This window comes from Maribacter sp. UBA3344 (assembly GCF_002362375.1).
GTDB classification, from domain to species: domain Bacteria; phylum Bacteroidota; class Bacteroidia; order Flavobacteriales; family Flavobacteriaceae; genus Maribacter; species Maribacter dokdonensis.
Map to the genome: position 1 here is coordinate 88,345 of NZ_DERI01000001.1, position 23,510 is coordinate 111,854.

Below are 23,510 nucleotides of genomic sequence, written 5' to 3' on the forward strand. Positions count from 1 at the left end.
TACCTTTAATAGTATTTTCAATTCGCTAAAGGTATGTCTATAGAAATCATTGGTGTTTTTATCATCATTGCGGTAGTTATAATTTTATTTGCTTTTGAGGTTTTTCCGATGGATAAAATCGCTTTCTGCATTATTGCCGCATTACTATTGACCGGCTTGGTTTCACCTGAAGAAGCCGTCAGCGGATTTTCTAACAAAGCCGTAATCACCATTCTATGTTTAATGATCTTAGCGATCGGACTTGAAGAAAATGGAGCCATTTCTTATCTCGCAAAAGGCTTAAAGGTGCTAAAGAACTGGCCGGTTGTCCTGGCCATGGTCGCTATTATGCTGATTGCGGGAAGTATTTCTGCCTTTGTAAGCTCTACTGCCGTGGTCATTGTCTTTATTAAAATTGTTGCAGAACTACGCGAAAAATATCAGTTACCCCCAGGCAAATTGTTATTGCCTATATCTTTTGCAAGTATTTTAGGGGGCAGTTGTACCCTAATGGGCACATCTACCAACCTTTTGGTAAGTAATATAGCCGCAAGGTATACCGGTGAAAAATTGGGTTTCTTTGAATTTACATTGACCGGCATTGTTTTTTTAGGAATTTCAATGGGAATTATTGCCCTTTTTTATCGGTTTTTGCCAAAAGACACTGGTAAACTTTCAGATAATTATGACCTTGATCGATATCTATTGACGGTGACGGTAGAAAGTGATTCCCCTTTGGTAAACAAACCAATAGGCGAAAGTTTCATGTTCAAAGAAGTTGACATTACCGTTTTGCGACTAACACGAAAAGGCTTTGACCAAAACCTATTGAATCATGATTTGTTAATTCAACCTAATGATATAATTCTTCTGCACTGTAGTTTGGAAAACCTTCAAAAAATGCGTGCCGAAGGTTATTTTGAAGTGGATTCGGAAGACAAAGACCATTTTACATCCACTAAAAATACCCAAATCAAAAAAGTTAGTGATGCCCAAGTAAAAAATGATGAAAACAATGAGGAAGATGATGAAAGCCTTTTGTTAGAATTATTGCTGTTACCCGGTTCTAAATTTTTAGGCAGAAACTTATCTGAATTAAAAACCATGTTGATACCAAGGGCAATCCCTTTAGCGGTAAACAAGCGAAAGAAGCTACGTATTCTTCAGAACCGACTTCATCAAAGCAATCATGAGTTTACAAAGCTTCATGTAGGAGATCGATTATTGATACAAACCAAGCCCGAGTACGTATCTAATTTTGAAAACAGCAATAATCTAGCGGTATTAAACCAATATGAAGGTCGTGTGCCTGCCACGCCGTTTAAAAGAAACTTATCTATCCTTATATTAATTGCCACCATTGCCATGGCAGCTACCGGAGTTTTTGAAGTAATGACAAGTGTAATTACAGGAACCTTAGCTATGCTCCTTTTTAAGTGCGTAGAGTTAAATCGTATTTATGAGAAGATCAATTGGCAAATTATTTTCTTATTGGCAGGTATGATACCACTAGGTATAGCAATGAGCAATGCCAAGGCAGATACATGGATCACGGAAGAACTGTTGGCATTAATGTCCGGTGAGCAACCTATATTCATTATCGGATTGTTGTTTTTAACGACCATGATACTCAGTAGTGTAGTATCAAACAATGCTACGGCAATTATAATGGCACCTATTGGAATTTCATTGGCCAGCGAATTAAGTCTTGATCCTAAGCCATTTATTCTTTGTGTAATGTTTGCGGCAAATTTCAGTTTCTTTACTCCCTTAGGATATCAAACAAATGCGCTTATCTACAGTATGGGAATTTATAAATTCAAACACTTTTTAGTAATCGGCGGGGTTATATCCGTAGTGCTTTGGATTGTGGGTACCTTACTTTTGAGCGCAATGTTGTAATCAACTATTTGGTAAATACCTCCTCGAACTTTTTAACAGCAGCTTCATAGCCAATGGCGTAGGCTTTTTCTATACCCCTTCTATCTAACAAGCCAATATGTTCCAATTCTTTAGATTCAAGCACCAAATGACAATTATTGATCTTTTGTCGGTTAATGGCATAGATCATCAATCCGGTAACCCTGCCCGTTAATTGAAATGAGTTGTTTAAGTGCTTTTTCTCCAATTGAGATACGACAGATACATTACTTCCAATAACAAAATCTACCTTGGGCAAAACCGGTTCAGAAGGAAAGTTATTCATGATCCCACCATCTGCATATAATTCTCCATTATATTCCACCGGACTGAAAACCGGTGGTAATGCAGCGGAGGCCAATAAGGGTTTAATAAGCTCGCCTTCATGAATAAACAGCTCTTCACCTTTCTGTAAATTGGTTGCCACAACATATAGTTCCCTATTTAAGGCGGCAAAACTATCCACTGGAAAATACTGTTTAAAAGAAGTAATATAACTTTCACTATTGAGCAAACCGGGTTTGGCAACCGCAAAGTAATTATACTTAAAGAGTGGCGTTTCCTTAAAAAACCGAAGCATATCTTCTACTGGCTTATCCGCAGCATACAAAGCACCTACCAAGGCACCTATACTACTACCCGAAACCACATTAGCCTCAAGACCGAATTCTTGCATTGCCTTGATCACACCTATATGCGCCATGCCTCTAATACCTCCGCCCGAAAGTACCAAACCTATGGACTTAGAACCTATTTGCATCTATCTAAAATTAATTTCAAAAAAAATGCCAAGCGAATACTATTATTCGCTTGGCATAAAATTAATCATAAATACGGACTAAGAATCCAATCCGAATGCATAATAATATTTACTTCCGTCTTCATAAACGCCCTCTAACATTACTCCGCCTTTTTTGTTTTCCAAAACATCGGCTACATCTTCAATATCATTGATACGTTTACCATCTATATGTGTTATGATAAACCCTTCTCGCATTTGGGTTTCCTTCTTAATTTTACCAGGGTAAAGTTTAGAAACCTTAACACCGCCATCTATTTTCAGTTTTTTAGCGATTTCCTTATCCACATTCTCAAAATCCGCTCCTAAAAGGTTAAATACCTCTTTCTTTTCTTTTTTGATAAAATTGGTCCCACCTTGAGAATTATGTAACTCAACCTCAAACTCTTTTTCCTTTCCGTTTCTATTTACCACGATAGTTACCTTATCACCTGGTCTTTTACCGGCAATAATTTCTTGAAGTCTAGGTGATGTTGCCGTTTCCTTTCCGTTAACGCTAACGATAATATCACCAGATTCCATTCCCGCTAAATCTGCACCGCTATCCTCACCAACTTGCTCTACCCAAACACCTTTAGTAAAATCAACATCTTTTTCTTTTGCCAAGTTGCTATCCATAGTTCTAATGGTTACCCCCAACATACCACGTTGCACATTACCGAATTTTAACAGGTCTTCTACTACTTTGGTAACTATATTACTAGGGACTGCAAATCCGTACCCTGTATACGTACCCGTTGTACTAGCAATGGCCGTATTGATCCCTACTAGGTTTCCGTCTAAATTTACTAATGCACCCCCACTGTTACCTGGGTTAATGGCAGCATCTGTCTGAATAAAACTTTCTACCGCAAACTTATCGGTATTTATATGTATACTTCTTGCCTTGGCACTAACGATACCTGCTGTAACCGTAGAGTTCAACCCTAAAGGATTACCAACGGCCAATACCCACTCACCTACTTCAACATCATCCGAATTTACCAAAGACATGGTTTTTAAATTATCTGCTTTGATCTGTAATAGCGCCAAATCTGTAGTAGGATCCGTACCAATTACCGTAGCCTTGTACGATTGATTATTATATAAGGTTACCTCAACTTCATCCGCATTGTCAATGACATGGTTATTGGTAACAATATATCCTTGATCATTGATGATTACACCAGATCCCGTACCTACTCTAGGTCTAGATGAGGATCCTTGTGGAGACTGCCCCTTGAACATATCACCAAAAAACTCTTTGAACGGATCAGGCAGTTCACGAGCACCTTGATTTTGATATGATGATCCCGTTTGTGTAGATTTAATGTGTACAACGGCATCTAAAACTTTCTCTGAAGTTTCTGTAAAATCCAATGGTTTAATATTACCATCGTTGTCTTTGGTATATAATGCCTGTGCCCCGGGTATAGATTCTACCACGGTTACACCGCTAGATTCTTTTACATCTTTTTTGTTGAAATGAATTACCCCGTAACTTACGGCAAGGGCAATAATAGCTGAGAAGAAGTATACCTTCCAAGCTCCTCTAGAATTTGTGTTTGATTTCATATGTATATAAATTTTAATATTCTTCTAACTGCCTAGTGTCAATAGCTATGCCATGTATAGCCATGTCATTGCTAAAAAAAATTTAAAAGTTTTTGAAATTTTAAGGGATTTTTTAGACTAAGTGGTCTGTAACCTTAAAATTACATTACTTGAAGCATAAAAATTATGCTCATCAACTGATATTATAGCTTGTTTATAGGCTTTTGCAATTTGTAAACCCTAAAATGCTTTAGAGAAACAAACTGCTTGGTCTAAAACTGACATTTTGACTTAAAGTAAGGCGATTCTTATATTTTAATGATACAATTTATGTATAGTTAAAAAACCTTTGCCATATTTTTACGTAAGTTTAACAACGAGAAAGAAAATTGAATTGAATTCACTAGGTGCTACTGCTATATTGGTATTTGCTAATTCCGCCAAGGAAGATTTAGCCAATAAGCGTATTGCCAAAGGTGAACAATTGTTTAACATTCTTACCACGGCCACACTTCGTAAAGCAAAAAATACAGGTTTGCCCGTTTTTCATTTTTCCGAAGAAAACCAAATTGGCAACAGTTTTGGTGAACGTTTCACGAATGCCATAGCTTCCGTTTTTGAAAAAGGTTTTACAAGTGTTATTACCATAGGGAACGATACTCCTCACTTAAAGACTCAACAACTTAAACATACTGCCAAGCAATTGGCAAAGGGCAAGTCCGTTATTGGACCATCAATTGATGGCGGGTTTTACCTTTTAGGTTTACAAAAATCGAATTTTGAGGTAGGCGAATTTCAAGATCTACCTTGGCAACGCTTTGGCTTGTACCACAAAATTACCATGTGGCTACAAGAAGAATCAACGGCATTGGTGAAATTGCCCGTTTTACAGGATCTGGATACTGAAAAAGATCTAAAGGCTATTTTATCATTCTCAAAAGACTTACCCACTACCCTGCTATTGGCGATAATAGCAATATTACGAGTAAACAGAAGTCTATACTACACTAACCATCACTTCTTTCGTCTATTTCCAAACAGTTTTCTATACAACAAGGGCTCGCCTTTGGTTTCATTTATCTAGATCCCCCTTTATCCAATGGTTGGATAAATGAAAAACCAGTCGAAAAACTATATATGAAACACTTATTACTAGTGTTGACCTTGTTTATATGTACTATGGTCAATGCTCAAGAAACAATTACCGGTACTGTAAAAGATACCGATGGAAATACCATACCTTATGTCAACATTGTTTTGTCTGGCACGCTAAATGGCACTACCACTAACGAAAACGGCATATATACAATTGATGTACCCGAACTTTCCGGTGCTCTTGAATTTTCCGTTTTAGGGTATGAAACCAAAATAATTACCATAAATAACAGACGAACAATTGATATAGTCCTAGGCGACTCTTCCGAGGTCTTAGATGAAGTGGTATTAACGGCTTTAGGTCTAAAACGAGAAACCAAAGAATTAGGTTATGTAGTTCAAAGCTTGGATGCCAAAGGAGTTACAGAGGTAAAATCGGTCAATTTTCTAGACAACCTTTCGGGTAAATTGGCAGGGGTAACCATCAACCAAGGTGCTACGGGTGTAGGATCTTCCTCTAAAATTACCATTCGTGGAGAAGCGTCTTTCTCTAACAACAATCCTTTATTTATTGTAGATGGCGTTCCTATAAACAATAATTCGGTTTTCAATTTCACCAATGAAGCGGCAGCCGGATTTCAAGAAATCGATTTTGGAAACGGAGCCATGGAGGTAAACCCAGATGATATTGCAGAGGTATCGGTTTTAAAAGGACCAAGTGCTGCGGCATTGTACGGTACTAGAGCTTCTAACGGAGTGATTATTATTGAAACAAAAAGCGGCAAGAATTCAAAAGGATTGGGCATTAGTTATAACACCAGCTTTTTTGTGGATTCAGCTTTTCAATTGCCCGATTTTCAGAATGAATACGGACAAGGAAATTCAGGAGAGTTCGCCTTTGTAGACGGATTAGGTGGTGGAACCAATGACCTTATTACGTACAGTTGGGGACCACGTTTAGATGTTGGTAATCTTATTCCGCAATATGATAGTCCGGTTACCTTGCCAGACGGTACCGTTGTAAGAGGTGGAGACACCGCTCTTTATAGTGGAATACCTATCACCCCTACAGAATTTAGATCACAACCGGACAACTTAAAGAACTTCTATGAAACCGGTACTACATTAATTAATAATATTGCTATTTCCAACGGATTTGATACCGGTAATTACCGACTTTCATTTACGGACTTACGAAGCGAATCTATTATACCGGGTGTTGATCTAGACCGGCAAACGGTGAGTGCACGACTCAATTTTGAACCCATTGATCAATTACGAATAAATTCATCCATAAGTTATATCAATTCTAATTCTGACAACAGGCCGTCTAACGGTTATGGTTCAGAAAACGCAAACTACTCTTTGGTAGCTTGGGGACCACGCTCGCTGAATATAGAGAATCTAAAAAATTACTGGCAACCAGGTTTAGAGGGTATACAACAATACTCGTACAACTATACCTTTTTTGATAATCCATATTTCATTCTTAATGAAAACAGAAACTCGTTCAATAGAGATAGGGTATTCGGAAATATTTCCGCTAGCTATGATATCACAGATCATTTAACGGCAACAGTTAGAACAGGGATGGATTATTCTAGTGAACTACGCCAATTGCGAAGAGCCTATAGTTCTAATCGTTTCGTAAATGGTGGTTATGCGGAGCACGATGTATTCTATAGGGAGGTAAACACTGATTTTTTAATAAATTATACCAATCAGTTCAATGATTTTAATATAGATGTCTCTTTAGGTGGAAACCGATTAGACCAAAAAGCGTTTACTTCACAATCGCAAACTACAAGTTTGGCACAACCGGGTATTTTTAGGTTATCTAACGCAGCATCACCTATTGAAGTTTTCGAATTTGAATCAAATAAGAGAATCAACAGCTTCTATGGCTTAGCAAAAATTGGATATAAGGATTTTCTATTTTTGGATGTCACCGGAAGAAACGATTGGTCTAGCGCATTGGCTACCCCTTTTTCAGTAGATAATACCTCTTTCTTTTATCCATCGGTATCCAGTAGTTTTATAGTATCCAAGGTGGTCAATTTACCTGAGGTAATTTCATTTGCCAAGTTACGAGCAAGTTGGGCACAGGTTGGTAATGACACAGACCCATACCAAACTACAGGGGCATTTGTTGCACAAACGCCATTTAATGGGCAACCAACATTCAGCAATTCAAACACTATTGCAAATGCCGATCTTGTTCCTGAATTGACATCCTCATTTGAGGTGGGTGCTGATCTACGCTTTTTCAATGATCAACTTCGCTTTGATGTTTCCTTTTACAATGCTTTGACGAAGGATCAAATTATCTCATTACCTATAGGCATTTCTTCAGGATATACACAACAAGTGGTCAATGGAGGTGAAGTTCGCTCTAAAGGACTTGAGGTCATAGTAGGTGTTTCCCCTGTAATAAGTCAAAATTTTAAATGGAACAGCACCTTAAATTTTAGTACCAATAGATCAACCGTTGAAAGTTTACCGCAAGATGAGGGTAGGCTAACATTGGCGTACTCTAGAATCTATGACAGTCAAAACCAAACGGTATTTTTACAGGCAGAAGAAGGTGGTCGCGTAGGAGATCTATATGGAACCGGATATTTAAAAAATGAAAATGGAGATTTCATTTTAACCGATGAGGGTAGATATATACCGGACAATGAACTACAAAAATTGGGTAATTATAATCCTGATTTTATGTTGGGTTTCAACAACCAATTCAATTATAAAAATTGGAATATGGGCTTTCTATTAGATTGGCGACAAGGTGGAATCATAGTTTCTAGAACAAGGGCATTAGGAAATGTTGGTGGTCAGTTGGCTGAAACGGCCTTTAGACCAGAAACAGGTATTGTACCAGAGGGTGTAGTAAATACAGGCACCGATGACAATCCGGTTTATGAAGCAAATACTGTAGCGGTTTCCGCAGAAAGTTACTATCGTCAATTTTATGATAGAAACCACGAAGAAAACAACACCTATGATGCATCATTTTTAAAGCTACGCCAACTATCTATTGGTTATACGTTTAACAACCTTAGCCTGTTCAACCAAGATGCTACGTTGAGTTTATCATTAATAGGAAAGAACTTATTTGCTATAACAGAGAATCCGCATTTTGACCCAGAGCAATTAGCAGTACAAGGCCAAGGATTTATTAGTGGTGTTGAAGATATGTCATATGCCACAACAAGAAGTATAGGTTTTAAAGCCGGATTTAATTTTTAAGAAAGAAAAGATGAAACATATATATAGCATTTTAATCTTATTGTTGGTCATTGGCTGCACAAAAGATTTTGAGGAAATTAATACGAACACAAACGATCCCGTAACCGTACAACCTAGTCTTTTGTTAAGACAGGTAATTTATGACTATGGGGAACAAATGTCATATGAAGGTTTTACTGCCGGTAACCTACTAGGACAATATAGTACCGCTCTAGACTTTAACTTATTTGACAGGCATGATTTAAAGTCGCCCCAATTAGGTGGTAATCCGTGGCCTATATTCTATCAAAACTTAAGGGATAATGAAATCATATTAAAATTGTCCCAAGAGAATGCTGCATATGCCGTTTATGAAGGTCCGGCAAGAATTATGAAGGCATACATGGCGGCCGGGTTAACAGATTTATTTGGTGATGCTCCCTATTCAGAAGCATTTCAAGGAGATACAGAAACGGTTACGCCGTCCTATGACACTCAGGAATCAATCTACATGGATGAAGGTGGTGTTTTTGACAATCTTGACAAAGGAATTTTAGCCATTCAGAATTATTCAGGTACCATAGCTTTAGAGGGAGATATTCTCTTTAATGGTGATTTAGATGGATGGATTCGTTTTGCAAATTCATTGAAGATAAAATACTTGATGAGAGTTTCTAATAAAATAGATGTTGCATCGCAATTACAGACCATAGTAAGTGAAGGTAATTTCATTGATGATAATGAAGAAAATGCCATTTTCAACTTTACCGATGGTGAACCTAATAGTTTTAGACTTGCGCAACTTAGGGTTGGGGACTTTAACAACTATGTACTTTCTGAAACTATGGATGAAATTTTGACCAACTTGAACGATCCTCGTATTGGTCGTCTGTACCAACCTTTTGCCAACAGTGCAGATGGTGAATACAATGGGCTTTTAAACGGTATAGACGCATCAGTTGGGGTATCATTGGCAGATTACTCATTATTAGGTACCATTTTTAGGGAAAACACCGGTTTATTGGATGCGAATTTTATGACCAGTATGGAAACCCACTTTTTGTTGGCCGAAGCTGCTGAAAGAGGATTCATTTCTGCAGATACCCAAACTTTATACAATACCGGCGTAACACAGGCATTTGCCTACTGGCAGGTGGAACTACCTGAAAATTACCTAACAGAAGATGCCCCGTTGGATAACGGCAATACTATAGAGAACATCATCACTCAAAAATGGATTGCAAATTCAATAAACGGTTATGAAGGTTGGATAGAGTATAGAAGAACGGGTTTTCCGCAATTGAAAACAATATCGGCTAGTTTAAACAATAATTTGATACCTACCCGTATGCCTTATCCATCTGAAGAAGAAGCATTAAATAATGCCAATTATACCCAAGCTTCAAATAACACGGATGGCAATAGTATTAATGTACCTGTGTGGTGGGATGAATAACCGAGTTAGGAGTTAGGAGTTAGGGGTTAGGGGTTAGGAGTTAGGAGTTAGGAGTTAGGAGTTAGGAGAAAAAAGAAAAAATGACTGAAGTACAAATTTGGCAATGGGGATTAGTGATCACATCTAGTTTGGTGTTGTTCTTACTATCACCGTGGGCAAAAGATACCAATCAGTTTTTTAAAGCCGTGCAAAAGAAGAAAGCGCCCAATACCTTTATGTTAATGGGCAGCCTTATCATCTCATGGATATTTGCCAAAAGTATCACCAACGCTGCAAACTTAGGTCTGGATTTTGGTATCGTTGGTGGTGTAGCCTATGCAGGCTATTATTTGTCATTTGTCGTAGCAGGTATCGTCATTTACAAAATGAGGCTGCACGGTAAGTATACTAGCATACATCATTTTTTAACCTCAAAATTTGGTAAAACTGCCGTAACTATATTCTCCATATTGATTGCCTTTCGTTTGTTCAATGAAGTATGGAGCAATACCATGGTCATAGGTTCTTACTTTGGTGATATGGGCACTAACGCTTACTATTGGTCCATTTTAGTATTTACAGGTTTAACCCTAGCCTATGTTCTAAAAGGCGGCATGAGCAGTTCTATTTTTACCGATGTTATCCAAATGGGACTATTTTCAATACTATTAGCGGTAATATTGTTCACCATCTTTGGTAAAGACAATGCTATAACCACCACCGAAGTAGTAAATTCTGGCATTTGGTCTTTTGAAACCGGGCTGAATTTATTGTTCGCTGCCTTGTTGCAATCGTTCAGCTACCCTTTTCATGATCCCGTGTTGACCGATAGAGGTTTTATTAGCAGTCCTAAAGTAACATTGAAAAGTTTTCTGTGGGCAAGTGTACTTGGAGCTATTTGCATTGTTCTATTCAGCATTATAGGTGTTTATGCACAATCGCAGGGTATGCAGGGCCAGGCAGCTGTTCAAGTTGGTAAGGCGTTTGGTACTGTTATACTATTGGTCATCAATTTTATTATGATCACTTCGGCAGCATCGACCTTGGACTCTACCTTTTCATCTTTTTCCAAATTATTGGCTCTTGACCTAAACCTTGGCAACACGGTTAAATTTGGTCGTTGGTCAATGGTCGCTGTAGCAGTATTGGGTACGGTTCCGGTCTTTTTAGATGCTGAAATATTATCTGCCACCACCATTAGCGGTACTATGGTCATCGGTTTAACCCCCGTTTTTTTATTTTGGAAAGGTAGTGCTCCTAAAATCAGTTTTCATTTAAGTGTTTTCTGCGGATTGTTATTCGGTTTTTTATTGATTTTCAATTGGTTTCCAGATAGCTTAATATTTACCACTGGCAAGTATGCCAATTTATTATGGATTAATTTTTGGGGCATCTTATGCTGCCTTTTCGTTTATATGATACCTACATGGATAAAGAAATAAAACATTTGGGCACTAAAACAGGAAAGCTGTTGCTTTTTGGAGGTGTGTACAGCAACCTACAAGCTTTGGAAAAACTAATTTCAATAGCCAAAGATGCCGGTATTGCACCAGAAAACTGCATTAGTACCGGTGATATTACCGGTTATTGCGCACAACCGGAAGAAACTGTTCAGTTGTTTCAAAAATGGGGCGCTTTAAGTATTGCGGGCAATGTAGAATTGCAATTGGCAAATGATAGTGAAGATTGTGGGTGCGATTTTAAAAGCGGTAGCCGTTGCGACGATTTTTCAAAAATGTGGTTTCCGTACACCAAAGGGCATTTATCACAGCAATCATTAGAGTGGATGCATGAAATTCCTGAATACATCAGTTTTGAATATGGTGGTAAAAAAGTAACGGTAGTCCATGGAAATTATGGAAATACCTCTGAATTCATATTTAAGTCGAACGCCACGGAAAGTAAAGAAAACTGTTTTAAAGAGACTAATAGTACTATTATCATAGCCGGTCATTGCGGGTTACCTTTTCATCAAACTCTAAAGGAAAATGTATGGCTAAACCCAGGTGTAATAGGTATGCCTGCAAATGATGGTACTCCAAGGGTATGGTATATGATATTGGATATTATAGATGATGAAGTTGCTTATGCCCATCATTCATTTGAATATGATGCCGAAACCGCTCAAAAATTAATGTACAAAAACCATTTACCTGAAGCATATGGAGACACGCTTACATCTGGTATATGGGATAATATGGAAATACTCCCTGAACTGGAAAAAATGGGACAGGGAATTCCAATATATTTTAACCAAGAACAAAAAGATACGATACAAACTAAAACTCAGAAAAAGATGGCAAATACGTACTATGACCCAGCAGATTTAAGAAAATTTGGAAAAATTACAGAATGGAGCGAAGAGCTTGGTACCAAATTTTTTGACTATTATGGTAAGGTTTTCGAAGAAGGCGCACTAAGTGCTAGAGAAAAGTCTTTAATTGCATTGGCCGTATCTCATGTTGTCAAATGTCCATATTGTATTGACGCCTATACTAAAGACGGCTTACAAAAAGGCATTACCAAAGAGGAAATGATGGAGGCGGTGCATGTAGGAGCAGCTATTGAAGGTGGTGCCACCTTGGTGCATGGAGTACAAATGATGAACAAGTATAACAAATTGTCAATGTAAATTTCGTTGTTGGTTGTTCGTTGATGGATGTTCGTAACAGCCTTCTTCAATAATCAATACAATGAAATTAAAGCTGGTTTAAAAAAAAGTGCAAATGGAATATTCGCTATGAATATCCATGCAAAAAAAAGAAATTAAATGTTGTGAAGTTAGAGTTTAATGCATTTGTACAAAATGCCAACAACGAACAACGAACAACGAACAACTAAAAAATGGCTACAAAATCATTAAAAGCAAAAGGAAACGATTTAGCAGTTTCCAACAAGCAGTTAGAAATATTGAACGGAGGCATATTTGCTGATGGAGAGCTTCCTTATTTTAAAGACAAAATCGCAGATATTGGGCATTTTCCATTACGCCCCAAGAAACTTGAGATCCTACAGATAAACGTAGGCTATATGTGCAATCAAGTCTGTGAACACTGTCATGTAGATGCTGGTCCAGATCGTAAAGAAATCATGACCCGTGAAACCATGCAGCAATGTATTGAGGTAATCAAGAACACGGGAGCACATACCTTAGACTTAACGGGCGGTGCACCAGAAATGAATCCTGATTTTAGATGGTTTGTTGAAGAAGCGGCAAAAGCCGGCATTAAAGATTTTATTGTTCGTTCTAACCTAACCATTATACGTGCCAACAAGAAATACTACGATTTACCAGATTTCTTTAAAAAGCATAATGTGCATGTAATATCCTCTATGCCGCACTATACCCGTGGAAAGACGGATAAACAAAGAGGAGACGGAGTTTTTGACAAATCGATAAAAGCATTACAAGAATTGAACGAAAGGGGTTATGGCATGCCTGGCAGTGATCTAAAATTAGATTTAGTCTACAATCCGTCTGGCGCATATTTACCAGGAGATCAAGCCGCCATGGAGAAAGATTTCAAAAAAGCGCTTAAAGAAGATTTTAATATTGACTTTCACAACCTATTTGCCATTACCAATTTACCCATTGCACGTTTCTTGGATTATTTGATCGCATCAGAAAATTATGAAGATTACATGTATGCATTGGTAGAAGCATACAATCCGTCTGCAGTGGCAAATGTAATGTGTACCAACACCATTTCCATTAGCTGGGACGGTTGGTTGTACGATTGTGACTTTAACCAAATGTTAGATTTAAAAGTAGCCAGTAAGGTAAAGCATATAAAGGATTATAATGAAGATATCTTAAACGATAGAAACATTATAATATCACAACATTGCTATGGCTGTACAGCGGGTGCCGGTAGTAGCTGCCAAGGTACCGTTGCTTAGTAACAATTACCGATAATAAATGAACCGTTCAGTGAATGCATTGAGCGGTTTTTCTTTTACAAACCTTTTTATTTTTATAGCCACAAACAACCAAGGAGTATGTTTATTAACGCTATAGTATTGTTTTTCAACTAAAAGGGTGTGTTTACCGAATAAAAACGCATCTCATCTATAAATTCCATTAAATTATATAAATCTCAAGTTCTATAAACAGACCATATGGTCTAAATACCCAAATCTCAGTATTATGAACAAGAGTTTAAAGCGCATGGCTACCATGCAACGTATGCAGACTACAGGATTAGAATTGTTCTATTCCCAAGGATATTATAATACAAGTATAGACGATATCCTAAAAAGACTAGACCTCTCTAAAGGTGCTTTTTATTATCATTTTGATTCTAAGGAAGATTTCTTTGTTCAAATCATACAGAATTTATTGGCCCGTAAAATATATAGCACATTAATAGAGCCTATTGAAGGTCATGAGAACCCTTTAACGCTGATTACAAAATGTTTTGACGATGCTATGGAAACTGCCGTACATAATGAAATGGATTATGGTTTTATTCTAAGTAACTTCTTATCTGAATTCAACGGAAAGAACGAAGTCATCATGAAACATTTAAATGAAATTGTAACGGTTTGGGAAGTTAACTTGGTAACTACCTTACAAAAAGGAAAATTCAACGGTTTCTTGGACAGACATGTAGATTGCGAAGCCGCTGCAACCTTTTTAATGAGTTCTTATTTTGGAGTACGCACATTAATGACCAGCTCTGCTCCAGCTGCTAAAAAATACCGATTCATGTCTCAATTAAGACAATATTTTAAAAGTATAGAAGCAAAGGTTACTACCCCTTAAGTTGTAGGTTTTAAAATATCAACTATTTTCTGAACGATGGTTTCTGGTTTTATGGTTTCCATGACCTTATCATAATCTTCAGGGTGCTTATTTCCATAAATAGAAGTTGGAATAGCAGGATATAGATTCCTGTCGGATAAAAGGGCATTTTCATCGGGCTGATTAAAAGGTGAGAAACCAGCATAAGGGTGGGTAACCCCCCAAATTGTTACGGTTGGCACAGCATACATGGCAGCTAAATGAGCGTTACCGCTATCCATGGCCAGCATAAGGTCAAGATTGGATATTAAGCCGAGTTCCTCTGAAAATGATAGCTTTCCCGCAGCGCTAATACAATTTTTAAACTGCTTTTCCCATGAAGTAAGAATTTCTATTTCGCTGGTACCACCGCCAAATAACACCAATTTATAGCTCTCTGAAGAATCCAATTGTAAAACCACTTTTTGCATTAAGTCTAAAGGATACATTTTTCCTTTAAAAGCAGCAAAAGGAGCTATACCTATAACTTTCCGGTTATGGTTTTCAAGCAAAGTGGCAAAATCGTTAGACATGGGCTTTTTGGACATGGTCTCCATTTCGTTTTTACCAATGGGATAGCCTAATTTGCCGAATACAACGGCATATCTTTCAAAAGTGGATTTCAATGGCTTAAAAACATCTCTATCGGCATTTATCAAAGCTTTCTTTTCTGCCCTACCCTTGTCTAATTGTACAAATGGAATACCTGATAATTTAAAAAACTGTTTTAGTATTGAACTTCGTAAAACATTATGAATATCCGCAACGGCATCAATCTGCAATAATTGTAACTCCCTGTATAATTTCCAAAGACCTAAAATTCCTTTATGCCTACCTTTTACATCTGCCTTAAAAACTGAAACATTAGCTATATTATGGAATATAGGAGCAGTAAATGCTTTTGTTAGAACAGTGATTTTTACCTGAGGATATTTTTTAACAATACCTGTGATAACAGGAACCGACATAGCAACATCTCCCATAGCGGAGAGTCGGATGACCAAAATGTGTTTATGACTATTTATTGCCACGAAGGATGGGGTTTAGTTCCTCATCATTATACATCTTCATTTGTTTATAGACCTTCATATACTTAATGCCACTTTCAATGTCAGCAAGTAACTGGTCTATAGCTTGTGAAAGATCACTTTTTTGTTCCAACAAAACTTCTAACTTGGCCTGGCATTTTTCTCTATGTGCCAAAGCAGCATCTGACCTTGTTGCTTCTTCTTTCATGTGATAGATCTTTAATGCCAATATGGACAATCTATCTATTGCCCAAGCCGGACTCTCTGTATTGATAGTAGCGTTCGGCTTAACTTCTACCGATTGGTATTTTTTTAAGAAATAACTATCTATAAATTCTACCAAATCTGTTCTATCTTGATTGCTGGCATCAATTTTACGTTTTAAAACCAGGGCATCTGTAGGATTAATGTCCGGATCTCTAATGATATCCTCATAATGCCATTGAACCGTATCGATCCAATTTTTTCTATATAATAAATGCTCAATCTCCTCCTTGGAATAGGGGTTTTCAAAACTTTGGTAAACATCATCTTTTACATGATATTTTTCAATACTGTCATTAAAAATTTTAAACGCGAATTCGCTAAACATATGAGCCTTTTTTACAAAGATAAAGTTTATAGTTGTAACCTATAATTTGACCAGATAGACTATTAACGGAACTACAATGCTAGAAATGATTACAAGCTCTAAAAACTTAGGTTTTTTAATAGATTGAAGATAATTTACAATAAAGATAACCGATGGGAAAAAAGTAATTATGACCGCATTATTGTTATCTGAGGTCACTAAAATATTCACTACCAGACCAATGATAAATGAAAATGCAATTAACCTAATAACAATAACCTTACCGACACCAGATTTACTTAGGTGGATAAATGCAGAAAATGCCATGGCCATATTCAATAGAGCATAAAGCGTCATTTTTAAGCTGGTCCACCATTTTATTGGAAAAATGGCATCATAATCAATTGCAAAATCATAATGCTCAGCTATAAAATTAGGCTTATCAAGAAGTAAGACAACTCCATAAAGAATCATAAAAAAACAAAATCCAACGGATAAAATTACCATCCAATTTCTAATATTCTTAGGCTCATAGATATAAATTGCCGCGAATACTAAAAGCAAATATAGCAGTGCCCATTCGTAAAAGACACTTGAAATACAGATCCATAGACCTGCATCAAAAATCTTTAGCTTAATATTCTTCAAGGATTTAATACTCAGCAAACGCCTCATGGTCAATAGAAGAAAAAAACTGGTTAAAATAGCCTTACTATCACCCAAAGTTTCTGGAAAGACCACAAAAAGTAACGTAAAAAATAATATGGCATAAGAGTTTGTACCAGTAAGCTTATTGCGTTTTACAATAAAATCAACAACGAATACACTGAAAAGAAGAATGGCCAAAATACCAATAGATGGCATAATTTCCACTTCACTTATTTCAAAATCAAACAAGTAAAATTGAACCGACCAATAAAATAGAAACAAAAAAACCAGAAGAATTATGAAATTCACCGGTTTTGTTTTCTCAAAAATGCTTGAAATCATCTAAGCTTTTTATATTTTTGCTGGTAAATATAGTAATAAGATGAAATCATTTTTTGAAGGTATCGCGGATTTGTTCGTAAATGTATTGTTTGCACCGTTGGATTTTTTGCGTTTTACTGATAGTTGGGCATTAGCAAATATTCTTAATTGGATATTTATGCTAATAGGTTCAGTAGCATTTGTGTATTGGATGCTAGAGTTGAAAAAATACAATGAAAAGGGAGAAGAAGACAAGTCAAGTACTTCTCACTCTTACCTATAAAAAAAGTATATTTATTTCATCGGATTTTATAAATTGAAATCCGATGAAATAAGTAATTGTTAAAGATCAAATCCAAGATCTTTTCTATAGTTCATACCTTCAAAGGAAAGCTTCGCTACATTTTCGTAAGATTTGGATAGTGCAGTTTTAAAATCACTTCCAAAAGAAGTTATTGCCATTACCCTACCACCATTAGTTACGACCTTACCTTCTTTAAGCGTAGTACCGGCGTGAAAAACCAAGGAATCTTCAATAGATTCAATACCAGAAATTTCTTTACCTTTCTCGTAAGACCCTGGATAACCACCGGAAACGGTCATAACCGTTGTAGCGGTTCTTTCATCCAATTGTAATTCTATGTCAGCTAGTTTCTGATCGGCTACGGCCTTTAATAAATCGACCATATCATTTTGAATACGTGGTAATACCACCTCTGTCTCAGGATCTCCCATTCTAACGTTGTATTCAATAACCTTAGGGTCATCTCCAACTTTTATAAGTCCTATGAAGATAAAACCCTTGTACGGCATATTGTCCTTTTTAAGCCCCTCTACGGTAGGTTTTACAATTCGCTGCTCTATCTTGTCCATAAAGACTTTATTAGCGAAAGGAACAGGGGAAATAGCTCCCATACCGCCCGTATTCAATCCGGTATCGCCCTCTCCTATTCTTTTATAGTCTTTTGCAGTAGGTAACACTTTATACGAATCGCCATCTGTAAGCACAAAAACGCTTAATTCGATTCCGTCTAGAAACTCTTCTATAACGACAGTAGCACTTGCTGAGCCAAACTTTTTGTCTACTAACATAGATTTAAGTTCATTTTTGGCATCATCAAGATCATTTAAAATAACTACACCTTTACCAGCGGCAAGTCCATCTGCCTTTAATACATAAGGAGGATTAAGCTGTTCTAAAAATTTGAATCCGTCTTTAACTGTTTCTGAAGTAAAGCTTTTATACTGAGCGGTAGGAATTTGATGGCGCATCATAAATTCTTTAGCGAATTCTTTACTTCCTTCTAGAGTAGCCGCCAACTTTTCCGGACCAATTACAGCAATATTTTTTAAATCGTTATCATCTAAAAAGAAGTCATGGATTCCATTAACTAGAGGATCCTCTGGACCAACTACCACCAATTGAATATTTTCTTTTAAAACCAATGTTTTGATTTCTTCAAAATCATTTACACCAATTGGTACATTCGTTGCTATTTTATTAGTTCCTGCATTTCCTGGCGCCACAAAAAGTTTAGAAACTTTTTCACTTTGTGCTATTTTCCATGCGAATGTGTGCTCGCGACCTCCCGATCCTAATATTAAAATATTCATTTTATAAATAACCTTGTTTATTGCATAATTTATCTTGTTGTCGAAAAATCCCTATGTTCTTTCTTCTGTAATTCCTCTGTAGACAACGATTTGAAATAATCGTATACGATTTTTAGTCCTTCTGCCCTATGTACCTTTGGTTCCCACCCCAAGATTTCTTTAGCTTTACTAATATCAGGTTGCCTCTGTGTAGGATCATCTTGAGGAAGAGGCTTATAGATAACTTTTTGTTTAGTTCCTGTTAATGCTATAATCTCTTCGGCGAATTCCTTAATAGTAGTTTCGTGCGGGTTTCCAATATTAATAGGATCTGTATAATCGCTAAATAATAATCGGTATATTCCCTCAATCTGATCATCAATATAGCAAAAAGATCTACTCTGAGAACCATCACCAAAAACAGTTAAATCCTCTCCACGTAATGCTTGTCCCATAAACGCAGGTACAACCCTACCATCGTTTAAACGCATTCTAGACCCATAGGTATTAAAAATACGAACAATACGTGTATCTAACCCATGGTGTCTATGATAAGCCATTGTAATGGACTCCATAAAGCGTTTGGCTTCATCATATACTCCACGCGGTCCTATTGGGCTAACGTTACCATAATACTCTTCATTCTGAGGATGAACTAAAGGGTCTCCATAAACTTCTGAGGTAGATGCTACCAAAATCCTAGCATTCTTATCTTTTGCTAAACCAAGTAAATTTAGCGTACCTAAAGAACCAACCTTTAAGGTTTCAATAGGAATTTTCAAATAATCAATAGGACTGGCTGGAGATGCAAAATGTAATATATAATCCAGTTTACCTTCTAAATGAACAAATGTTGAAACATCATGATGATGAAATTCAAAATGCTCTAATGGAAATAGGTGGGCAATGTTCTTTAAATCTCCTGTAATAAGATTGTCCATTCCTATAACATGAAACCCTTCAGTGATAAAACGATCACAAAGATGAGAACCTAAAAAACCGGCAGCACCTGTAATTAGTATTTTTTTCATAATAATTCTAGTACGCTTTTTCTTCTCCTTTAAATAAGTTGGTAACCGTTTGAATAATAATACCCAAATCCAACAATAAAGACCAATTTTCTAAGTAAAAAATATCATATTTTACTCTATTGATTATATCCGTATCTGCTTCTATCTCCCCTCTAAAACCACTTACCTGGGCTAAACCGGTAATTCCGGGCTTTACACTATGTCTTAACATATATCTATTTGCTTTTTTCATGTATACCTCAGATAACGAAACCATATGCGGTCTTGGACCCACAACAGACATTTGGCCAAAGAAAACATTATAAAACTGTGGCATTTCATCTAAGCTTGTTTTCCTAATGAACCTACCTATCCTGGTAACTCGCATATCATTTTTTGTAACATGCAGAGCATCATTACCACGATTAACTGCCATCGACCGATATTTAAAACAATAAAACTCACGATTATCAAGACCATGTCTTTTTTGCAGAAACAACGTAGGTCCTTTAGACTCTAATTTAATCAATATAGCCATTAAGGGTGTAAGCCAGGATAAAACCAATAAAATAACAATTGAAGAAAAAATAATATCGAAAGTCCTTTTTATGAATGCATTTATTGAATCATGTAAGGCAATCTTTCTCAACGAAAGAATTGGAATATAGTCGTAGTATTCGTATTTCAGGTTTCTAGCAAAAATATCCTTGTTGTCAGGAATAAATTTAAGTGTTCGTAGGTTATTCTCTGCGAAATTAACAAGATGTGTTATTTGATCATTGGATAATTCGGCAACAGAGAAATAAATTTCATCAATATTATTTTCAACTACATACTCTAAACATTTCATCAGAGAAAAATTCTTATCTCTGACAGAGAATTTTTCTTTAAAATTTAAACCATAGTCCAACTTTGTTTGAAAAATCTTTATGAGCTGTCTTGTTTTTGCATTGTCCCCAATTACAATAACACTTCTTCCGTTACCCTTTAATAAAACCCTGAACTTTTTTAAAAGGAAAAAGCTTAAATATTTAAAAGAAAAAACAACACAAGTAACATAAACCACATAATTGGCTAAAGCCAGTCTACCCACATTAGGCTGTTTAAAAAATCCCATATAGGCATATAAAACTATTATGAACAGAAGAATTTGTCTTATTAAAAGTGAGAACAGTTGAATTACCCTAGCTTGTCTTTCTACTTCATAGAAACCATTTTTTAAAGAAATAATGGTCCAAGCAACAGACACATAACCTATGAACAAATAATAATTAACTAATTGAATTTCAAACAAAAAAACACCACAAATAAGTATAGTCAAATCAATTAGCCCCATTAAAGGTCTTAATAATTTCGACCACCTTCCCTTTCTATATTTCACTTGAGATTATTTATTAATTGTACAAGGTTTAAAACAACCTAAACATGATTGGTTACGTGTAATATGCAAATTAAAACAATTTGAATAAGAACAACTATGTTTCTATAGCTTTTGAACATAACTAGCATAATCAAATTCATTGATTAGATGAAACTATACTATTTACGTGAGAACTGAACCGTGATAAAAATTGATCCTCCCCAAATTTTCTAGCGTGACCCCTAATCCATTCCGCATCATATTTTGCCTCGTTCAATTCAAATATATCAATACATTTTTGAATAGAATAAGCTGTCTGTTCGTCGAAAAAGGCGCCGCTGGATTCGTCTATATTTTCATTCTCAATTACCGTTTCTAAGGCACCGCCTCTTTTATATGCTAAAACAGGAATACCATATGCCATTACCTCAAGAGGAATCATTCCGAAGTCCTCTTCTCCCGGAAAAATTAAAGCTCTCGTTCTATCTAAAAAAAACTCAATCTCGTCCCAAGACAAACTACCTAAAAAAGAAATATTGGAATTAGCCAATGAAGAAAGTTTTTCTTTCTCTGAACCATTCCCTATTATTACTAACTTTTTACCATTCTTATTAAACGTCTCAACTAACAAATCAATTCTTTTGTAAGGAGTAATAGCGCCAAAGCTTAAGTATATATCACGCTCTACATTCTTCACTAAAGGTCTTTCGAAAAGATTCAATTCAATAGGCGGATATATCACTGTTGAATTTTTTTCATAAAAATTTTTTACCCTTTTTGCTACATTTTCTGAATTAACCACATAACTGGTCACATTATCAATTGTTGTTATGTCCCATTTACGCAATCTTTTAAAAAAGTAATTTGCAATTGGCCTCAGCGGTTTGGACATACTCAAAAGATAATCTTCAGTAAAGCCCCAGCAATAACGCATTGGAGAATGAACATAGCAAACGTGCGGCGTCCCCGCCTTTATTTCGATTCCTTTGGCAGGCCCTGATTCTGAGGAAATAATTAAGTCATAGTCTTCTTTTAGCTTTAATGATTTTATACCTATAGGATATAATGGAAATAATTTTTGATAATACTTTTTCAAAAATGGCTGATTTAATACAGAAGAAATAATAGTATTCTTAGGTAAATTAACACCATAAATACTTTCATCCAGGAATAATGTATAAATATCTGCATCAGGATAAAGTTTTAAAATACTTTCTATAACCTTTTCTCCCCCTCTTCTGGTAATTAACCAATAATGTACTATAGCTACTTTCATATTTTTCAATAGTTAATAAAATACTGTTACCCTTGCTTACTATAAAATAAATCTGAAAAGAATGACACAAGTTTTAGGCAAAACTTAAAACAAATAGTTAAAAGGTACCCTAAGGCACTAATCTTGATGGTCATTTATTTTGTTAATATTAACAGCTCTCAAATATAAGATTGCTGAAATTACCGTAAAAAATACAATACCTTTTAAACGGTATAAAAAGGACTCTGACAATAAACCTAGCGCGAAAAGAATTAAGAAAGAAATATTTAAATCATCGTTAAAAATACTTTTTTCTTTATTTAAAATAAGTGAGTAAAACAGTAAGATCAATAAACTTATAATACCTAATATGCCCATGTCCATGTATTGTCTTAAATATTGGTTATGCAAATCATAACCGAAATACCTAATTCGTTCATCTCCATTTTTAATTACTTCTCGCCTTAGTACTTCATTGCTCTGACCTAGACCTTCACCAAGAACAAAATAATTATCGGAAATAGTTCTAAAAGCGGTTGGCCAGTGATATATACGCTCATCATTTTTAATAATATCTAATTTACCTGATAATAAGGGCAGCTTGGAACCTAAAAAGAATAGCGTAACCAATAAAAATAATAGACTTAATCTTTTTGCCAAAGAAACATTGTTAACCATTATATACTTTCCCAAAAACAAAAGATGAACCAAAAGATTTACCAATAACGGCATTCTAGAAGCTAGAATAACCAAGTTGAGATTTAAAAAAGAAATTAAGATTATAGCCCAAAAACTACTTTCATAGACCTTTAGCACTTTATTTGATAAAAGAAATATTATAGCACTTATTATCAAATAACTCCAATAAGTAGGATGAACACCGATTACATGTGGAAATTTATATTGTAAGTATAACAACATACTTCCTTTTTCTGCAGCCATATGTGTAACCCAT

The 23,510-nt window shown here is 35.9% G+C and carries 19 protein-coding genes and 1 pseudogene; 10 read left to right on the forward strand and 10 right to left on the reverse strand.

All coding sequences use genetic code 11. From position 1 onward, the window contains the following. Window positions 1–33: 33 nt before the first annotated feature. Window positions 34–1,881, forward strand: a complete 1,848-nt coding sequence (locus tag B2Z27_RS00450) for an SLC13 family permease (protein WP_286812125.1) — start codon at window positions 34–36, stop codon at window positions 1,879–1,881. Window positions 1,882–1,885: 4 nt separating this feature from the next. On the opposite strand, the gene B2Z27_RS00455 is transcribed toward B2Z27_RS00450, so the two are convergent. After that, the gene (locus B2Z27_RS00455; RefSeq protein ID WP_286812126.1) at window positions 1,886–2,659 is read right to left on the reverse strand and encodes a patatin-like phospholipase family protein; all 774 of its coding nucleotides are present in this window, start codon (window positions 2,657–2,659) and stop codon (window positions 1,886–1,888) included. A 78-nt stretch (window positions 2,660–2,737) separates the two neighbouring features. Next, window positions 2,738–4,252, reverse strand: coding sequence for a Do family serine endopeptidase (locus B2Z27_RS00460; RefSeq protein WP_286812127.1), 1,515 nt, complete (start codon window positions 4,250–4,252; stop codon window positions 2,738–2,740). 373 nt (window positions 4,253–4,625) lie between these two features. On the opposite strand from B2Z27_RS00460, the gene B2Z27_RS00465 reads away from it, so the two are divergent. The 8 genes and pseudogenes from B2Z27_RS00465 to B2Z27_RS00500 all read left to right on the forward strand — a co-directional run bounded on the left by B2Z27_RS00465 (window position 4,626) and on the right by B2Z27_RS00500 (window position 14,751). Continuing rightward, a complete protein-coding gene (locus B2Z27_RS00465; RefSeq protein WP_286812128.1) occupies window positions 4,626–5,315 on the forward strand; it encodes a TIGR04282 family arsenosugar biosynthesis glycosyltransferase in 690 nt (229 codons plus the stop codon). A 53-nt stretch (window positions 5,316–5,368) separates the two neighbouring features. Then, a complete protein-coding gene (locus B2Z27_RS00470) occupies window positions 5,369–8,572 on the forward strand; it encodes a SusC/RagA family TonB-linked outer membrane protein (protein ID WP_286812129.1) in 3,204 nt (1,067 codons plus the stop codon). Window positions 8,573–8,582: 10 nt separating this feature from the next. Next, complete coding sequence (locus B2Z27_RS00475; protein WP_286812130.1) at window positions 8,583–10,007, forward strand: SusD/RagB family nutrient-binding outer membrane lipoprotein; 1,425 nt, start codon at window positions 8,583–8,585, stop codon at window positions 10,005–10,007. An 80-nt stretch (window positions 10,008–10,087) separates the two neighbouring features. Continuing rightward, window positions 10,088–11,428, forward strand: a complete 1,341-nt coding sequence (locus B2Z27_RS00480) for a sodium:solute symporter (protein ID WP_286812131.1) — start codon at window positions 10,088–10,090, stop codon at window positions 11,426–11,428. Continuing rightward, a pseudogene (locus tag B2Z27_RS00485) lies at window positions 11,413–12,042 on the forward strand (metallophosphoesterase family protein); the annotation flags it as partial. The gene B2Z27_RS00480 and the pseudogene B2Z27_RS00485, both read left to right, overlap by 16 nt. Window positions 12,043–12,282: 240 nt before the next feature. Continuing rightward, on the forward strand, window positions 12,283–12,618 hold the full coding sequence (locus tag B2Z27_RS00490; protein ID WP_082642972.1) for an arsenosugar biosynthesis-associated peroxidase-like protein: 336 nt from the start codon (window positions 12,283–12,285) through the stop codon (window positions 12,616–12,618). A gap of 212 nt (window positions 12,619–12,830) precedes the next feature. Then, the gene (arsS, locus tag B2Z27_RS00495) at window positions 12,831–13,886 is read left to right on the forward strand and encodes an arsenosugar biosynthesis radical SAM (seleno)protein ArsS (RefSeq protein WP_074670891.1); all 1,056 of its coding nucleotides are present in this window, start codon (window positions 12,831–12,833) and stop codon (window positions 13,884–13,886) included. A 247-nt stretch (window positions 13,887–14,133) separates the two neighbouring features. Continuing rightward, window positions 14,134–14,751: a TetR/AcrR family transcriptional regulator gene (locus B2Z27_RS00500; RefSeq protein ID WP_058104546.1), complete on the forward strand. Its 618-nt coding sequence runs from the start codon at window positions 14,134–14,136 to the stop codon at window positions 14,749–14,751. Here the strand turns inward: B2Z27_RS00500 and B2Z27_RS00505 are convergent. The 3 genes from B2Z27_RS00505 to B2Z27_RS00515 are packed head-to-tail and all read right to left on the reverse strand — an operon-like array spanning window position 14,748 to window position 17,358. After that, window positions 14,748–15,800, reverse strand: a complete 1,053-nt coding sequence (locus B2Z27_RS00505) for a glycosyltransferase family 9 protein (protein WP_339633774.1) — start codon at window positions 15,798–15,800, stop codon at window positions 14,748–14,750. The genes B2Z27_RS00500 and B2Z27_RS00505 overlap by 4 nt on opposite strands. Further along, complete coding sequence (locus tag B2Z27_RS00510; protein WP_286812132.1) at window positions 15,787–16,389, reverse strand: DUF4254 domain-containing protein; 603 nt, start codon at window positions 16,387–16,389, stop codon at window positions 15,787–15,789. The genes B2Z27_RS00505 and B2Z27_RS00510 overlap by 14 nt, the downstream gene beginning before the upstream one ends. Window positions 16,390–16,428: 39 nt before the next feature. Beyond that, the gene (locus B2Z27_RS00515; protein WP_286812133.1) at window positions 16,429–17,358 is read right to left on the reverse strand and encodes a DUF6427 family protein; all 930 of its coding nucleotides are present in this window, start codon (window positions 17,356–17,358) and stop codon (window positions 16,429–16,431) included. A gap of 40 nt (window positions 17,359–17,398) precedes the next feature. On the opposite strand from B2Z27_RS00515, the gene B2Z27_RS00520 reads away from it, so the two are divergent. Continuing rightward, window positions 17,399–17,620, forward strand: a complete 222-nt coding sequence (locus B2Z27_RS00520; RefSeq protein ID WP_058104550.1) for a DUF6341 family protein — start codon at window positions 17,399–17,401, stop codon at window positions 17,618–17,620. A gap of 59 nt (window positions 17,621–17,679) precedes the next feature. Here the strand turns inward: B2Z27_RS00520 and purD are convergent, their stop codons facing one another. The 5 genes from purD to B2Z27_RS00545 all read right to left on the reverse strand — a co-directional run bounded on the left by purD (window position 17,680) and on the right by B2Z27_RS00545 (window position 23,497). After that, window positions 17,680–18,951 (reverse strand): phosphoribosylamine--glycine ligase, encoded by a 1,272-nt coding sequence (gene purD / locus B2Z27_RS00525; RefSeq protein ID WP_286812134.1) that lies wholly within the window; start codon window positions 18,949–18,951, stop codon window positions 17,680–17,682. Between the two features lie 29 nt (window positions 18,952–18,980). Further along, window positions 18,981–19,961, reverse strand: a complete 981-nt coding sequence (locus tag B2Z27_RS00530; RefSeq protein WP_286812135.1) for a UDP-glucuronic acid decarboxylase family protein — start codon at window positions 19,959–19,961, stop codon at window positions 18,981–18,983. 7 nt (window positions 19,962–19,968) lie between these two features. Beyond that, entirely contained in the window at window positions 19,969–21,321 is a 1,353-nt protein-coding gene (locus B2Z27_RS00535; protein ID WP_286812136.1) for an exopolysaccharide biosynthesis polyprenyl glycosylphosphotransferase, read from the reverse strand. 136 nt (window positions 21,322–21,457) lie between these two features. Then, a complete protein-coding gene (locus B2Z27_RS00540) occupies window positions 21,458–22,576 on the reverse strand; it encodes a glycosyltransferase (protein ID WP_286812137.1) in 1,119 nt (372 codons plus the stop codon). Between the two features lie 117 nt (window positions 22,577–22,693). Continuing rightward, the gene (locus tag B2Z27_RS00545; RefSeq protein WP_286812138.1) at window positions 22,694–23,497 is read right to left on the reverse strand and encodes an O-antigen ligase family protein; all 804 of its coding nucleotides are present in this window, start codon (window positions 23,495–23,497) and stop codon (window positions 22,694–22,696) included. Window positions 23,498–23,510 lie beyond the last annotated feature (13 nt).

What these genes read in the sequence shown, in the direction of transcription:
- B2Z27_RS00450 (WP_286812125.1), top strand. Translation starts at nt 34, where the DNA reads ATGTCTATAGAAATCATTGGTGTTTTTATCATCATTGCGGTAGTTATA.
- B2Z27_RS00455 (WP_286812126.1), bottom strand. Translation starts at nt 2,659, where the DNA reads ATGCAAATAGGTTCTAAGTCCATAGGTTTGGTACTTTCGGGCGGAGGT.
- B2Z27_RS00460 (WP_286812127.1), bottom strand. Translation starts at nt 4,252, where the DNA reads ATGAAATCAAACACAAATTCTAGAGGAGCTTGGAAGGTATACTTCTTC.
- B2Z27_RS00470 (WP_286812129.1), top strand. Translation starts at nt 5,369, where the DNA reads ATGAAACACTTATTACTAGTGTTGACCTTGTTTATATGTACTATGGTC.
- B2Z27_RS00475 (WP_286812130.1), top strand. Translation starts at nt 8,583, where the DNA reads ATGAAACATATATATAGCATTTTAATCTTATTGTTGGTCATTGGCTGC.
- B2Z27_RS00480 (WP_286812131.1), top strand. Translation starts at nt 10,088, where the DNA reads ATGACTGAAGTACAAATTTGGCAATGGGGATTAGTGATCACATCTAGT.
- B2Z27_RS00490 (WP_082642972.1), top strand. Translation starts at nt 12,283, where the DNA reads ATGGCAAATACGTACTATGACCCAGCAGATTTAAGAAAATTTGGAAAA.
- arsS (WP_074670891.1), top strand. Translation starts at nt 12,831, where the DNA reads ATGGCTACAAAATCATTAAAAGCAAAAGGAAACGATTTAGCAGTTTCC.
- B2Z27_RS00500 (WP_058104546.1), top strand. Translation starts at nt 14,134, where the DNA reads ATGAACAAGAGTTTAAAGCGCATGGCTACCATGCAACGTATGCAGACT.
- B2Z27_RS00510 (WP_286812132.1), bottom strand. Translation starts at nt 16,389, where the DNA reads ATGTTTAGCGAATTCGCGTTTAAAATTTTTAATGACAGTATTGAAAAA.
- B2Z27_RS00515 (WP_286812133.1), bottom strand. Translation starts at nt 17,358, where the DNA reads ATGATTTCAAGCATTTTTGAGAAAACAAAACCGGTGAATTTCATAATT.
- B2Z27_RS00520 (WP_058104550.1), top strand. Translation starts at nt 17,399, where the DNA reads ATGAAATCATTTTTTGAAGGTATCGCGGATTTGTTCGTAAATGTATTG.
- purD (WP_286812134.1), bottom strand. Translation starts at nt 18,951, where the DNA reads ATGAATATTTTAATATTAGGATCGGGAGGTCGCGAGCACACATTCGCA.
- B2Z27_RS00530 (WP_286812135.1), bottom strand. Translation starts at nt 19,961, where the DNA reads ATGAAAAAAATACTAATTACAGGTGCTGCCGGTTTTTTAGGTTCTCAT.
- B2Z27_RS00540 (WP_286812137.1), bottom strand. Translation starts at nt 22,576, where the DNA reads ATGAAAGTAGCTATAGTACATTATTGGTTAATTACCAGAAGAGGGGGA.
- B2Z27_RS00545 (WP_286812138.1), bottom strand. Translation starts at nt 23,497, where the DNA reads ATGGCTGCAGAAAAAGGAAGTATGTTGTTATACTTACAATATAAATTT.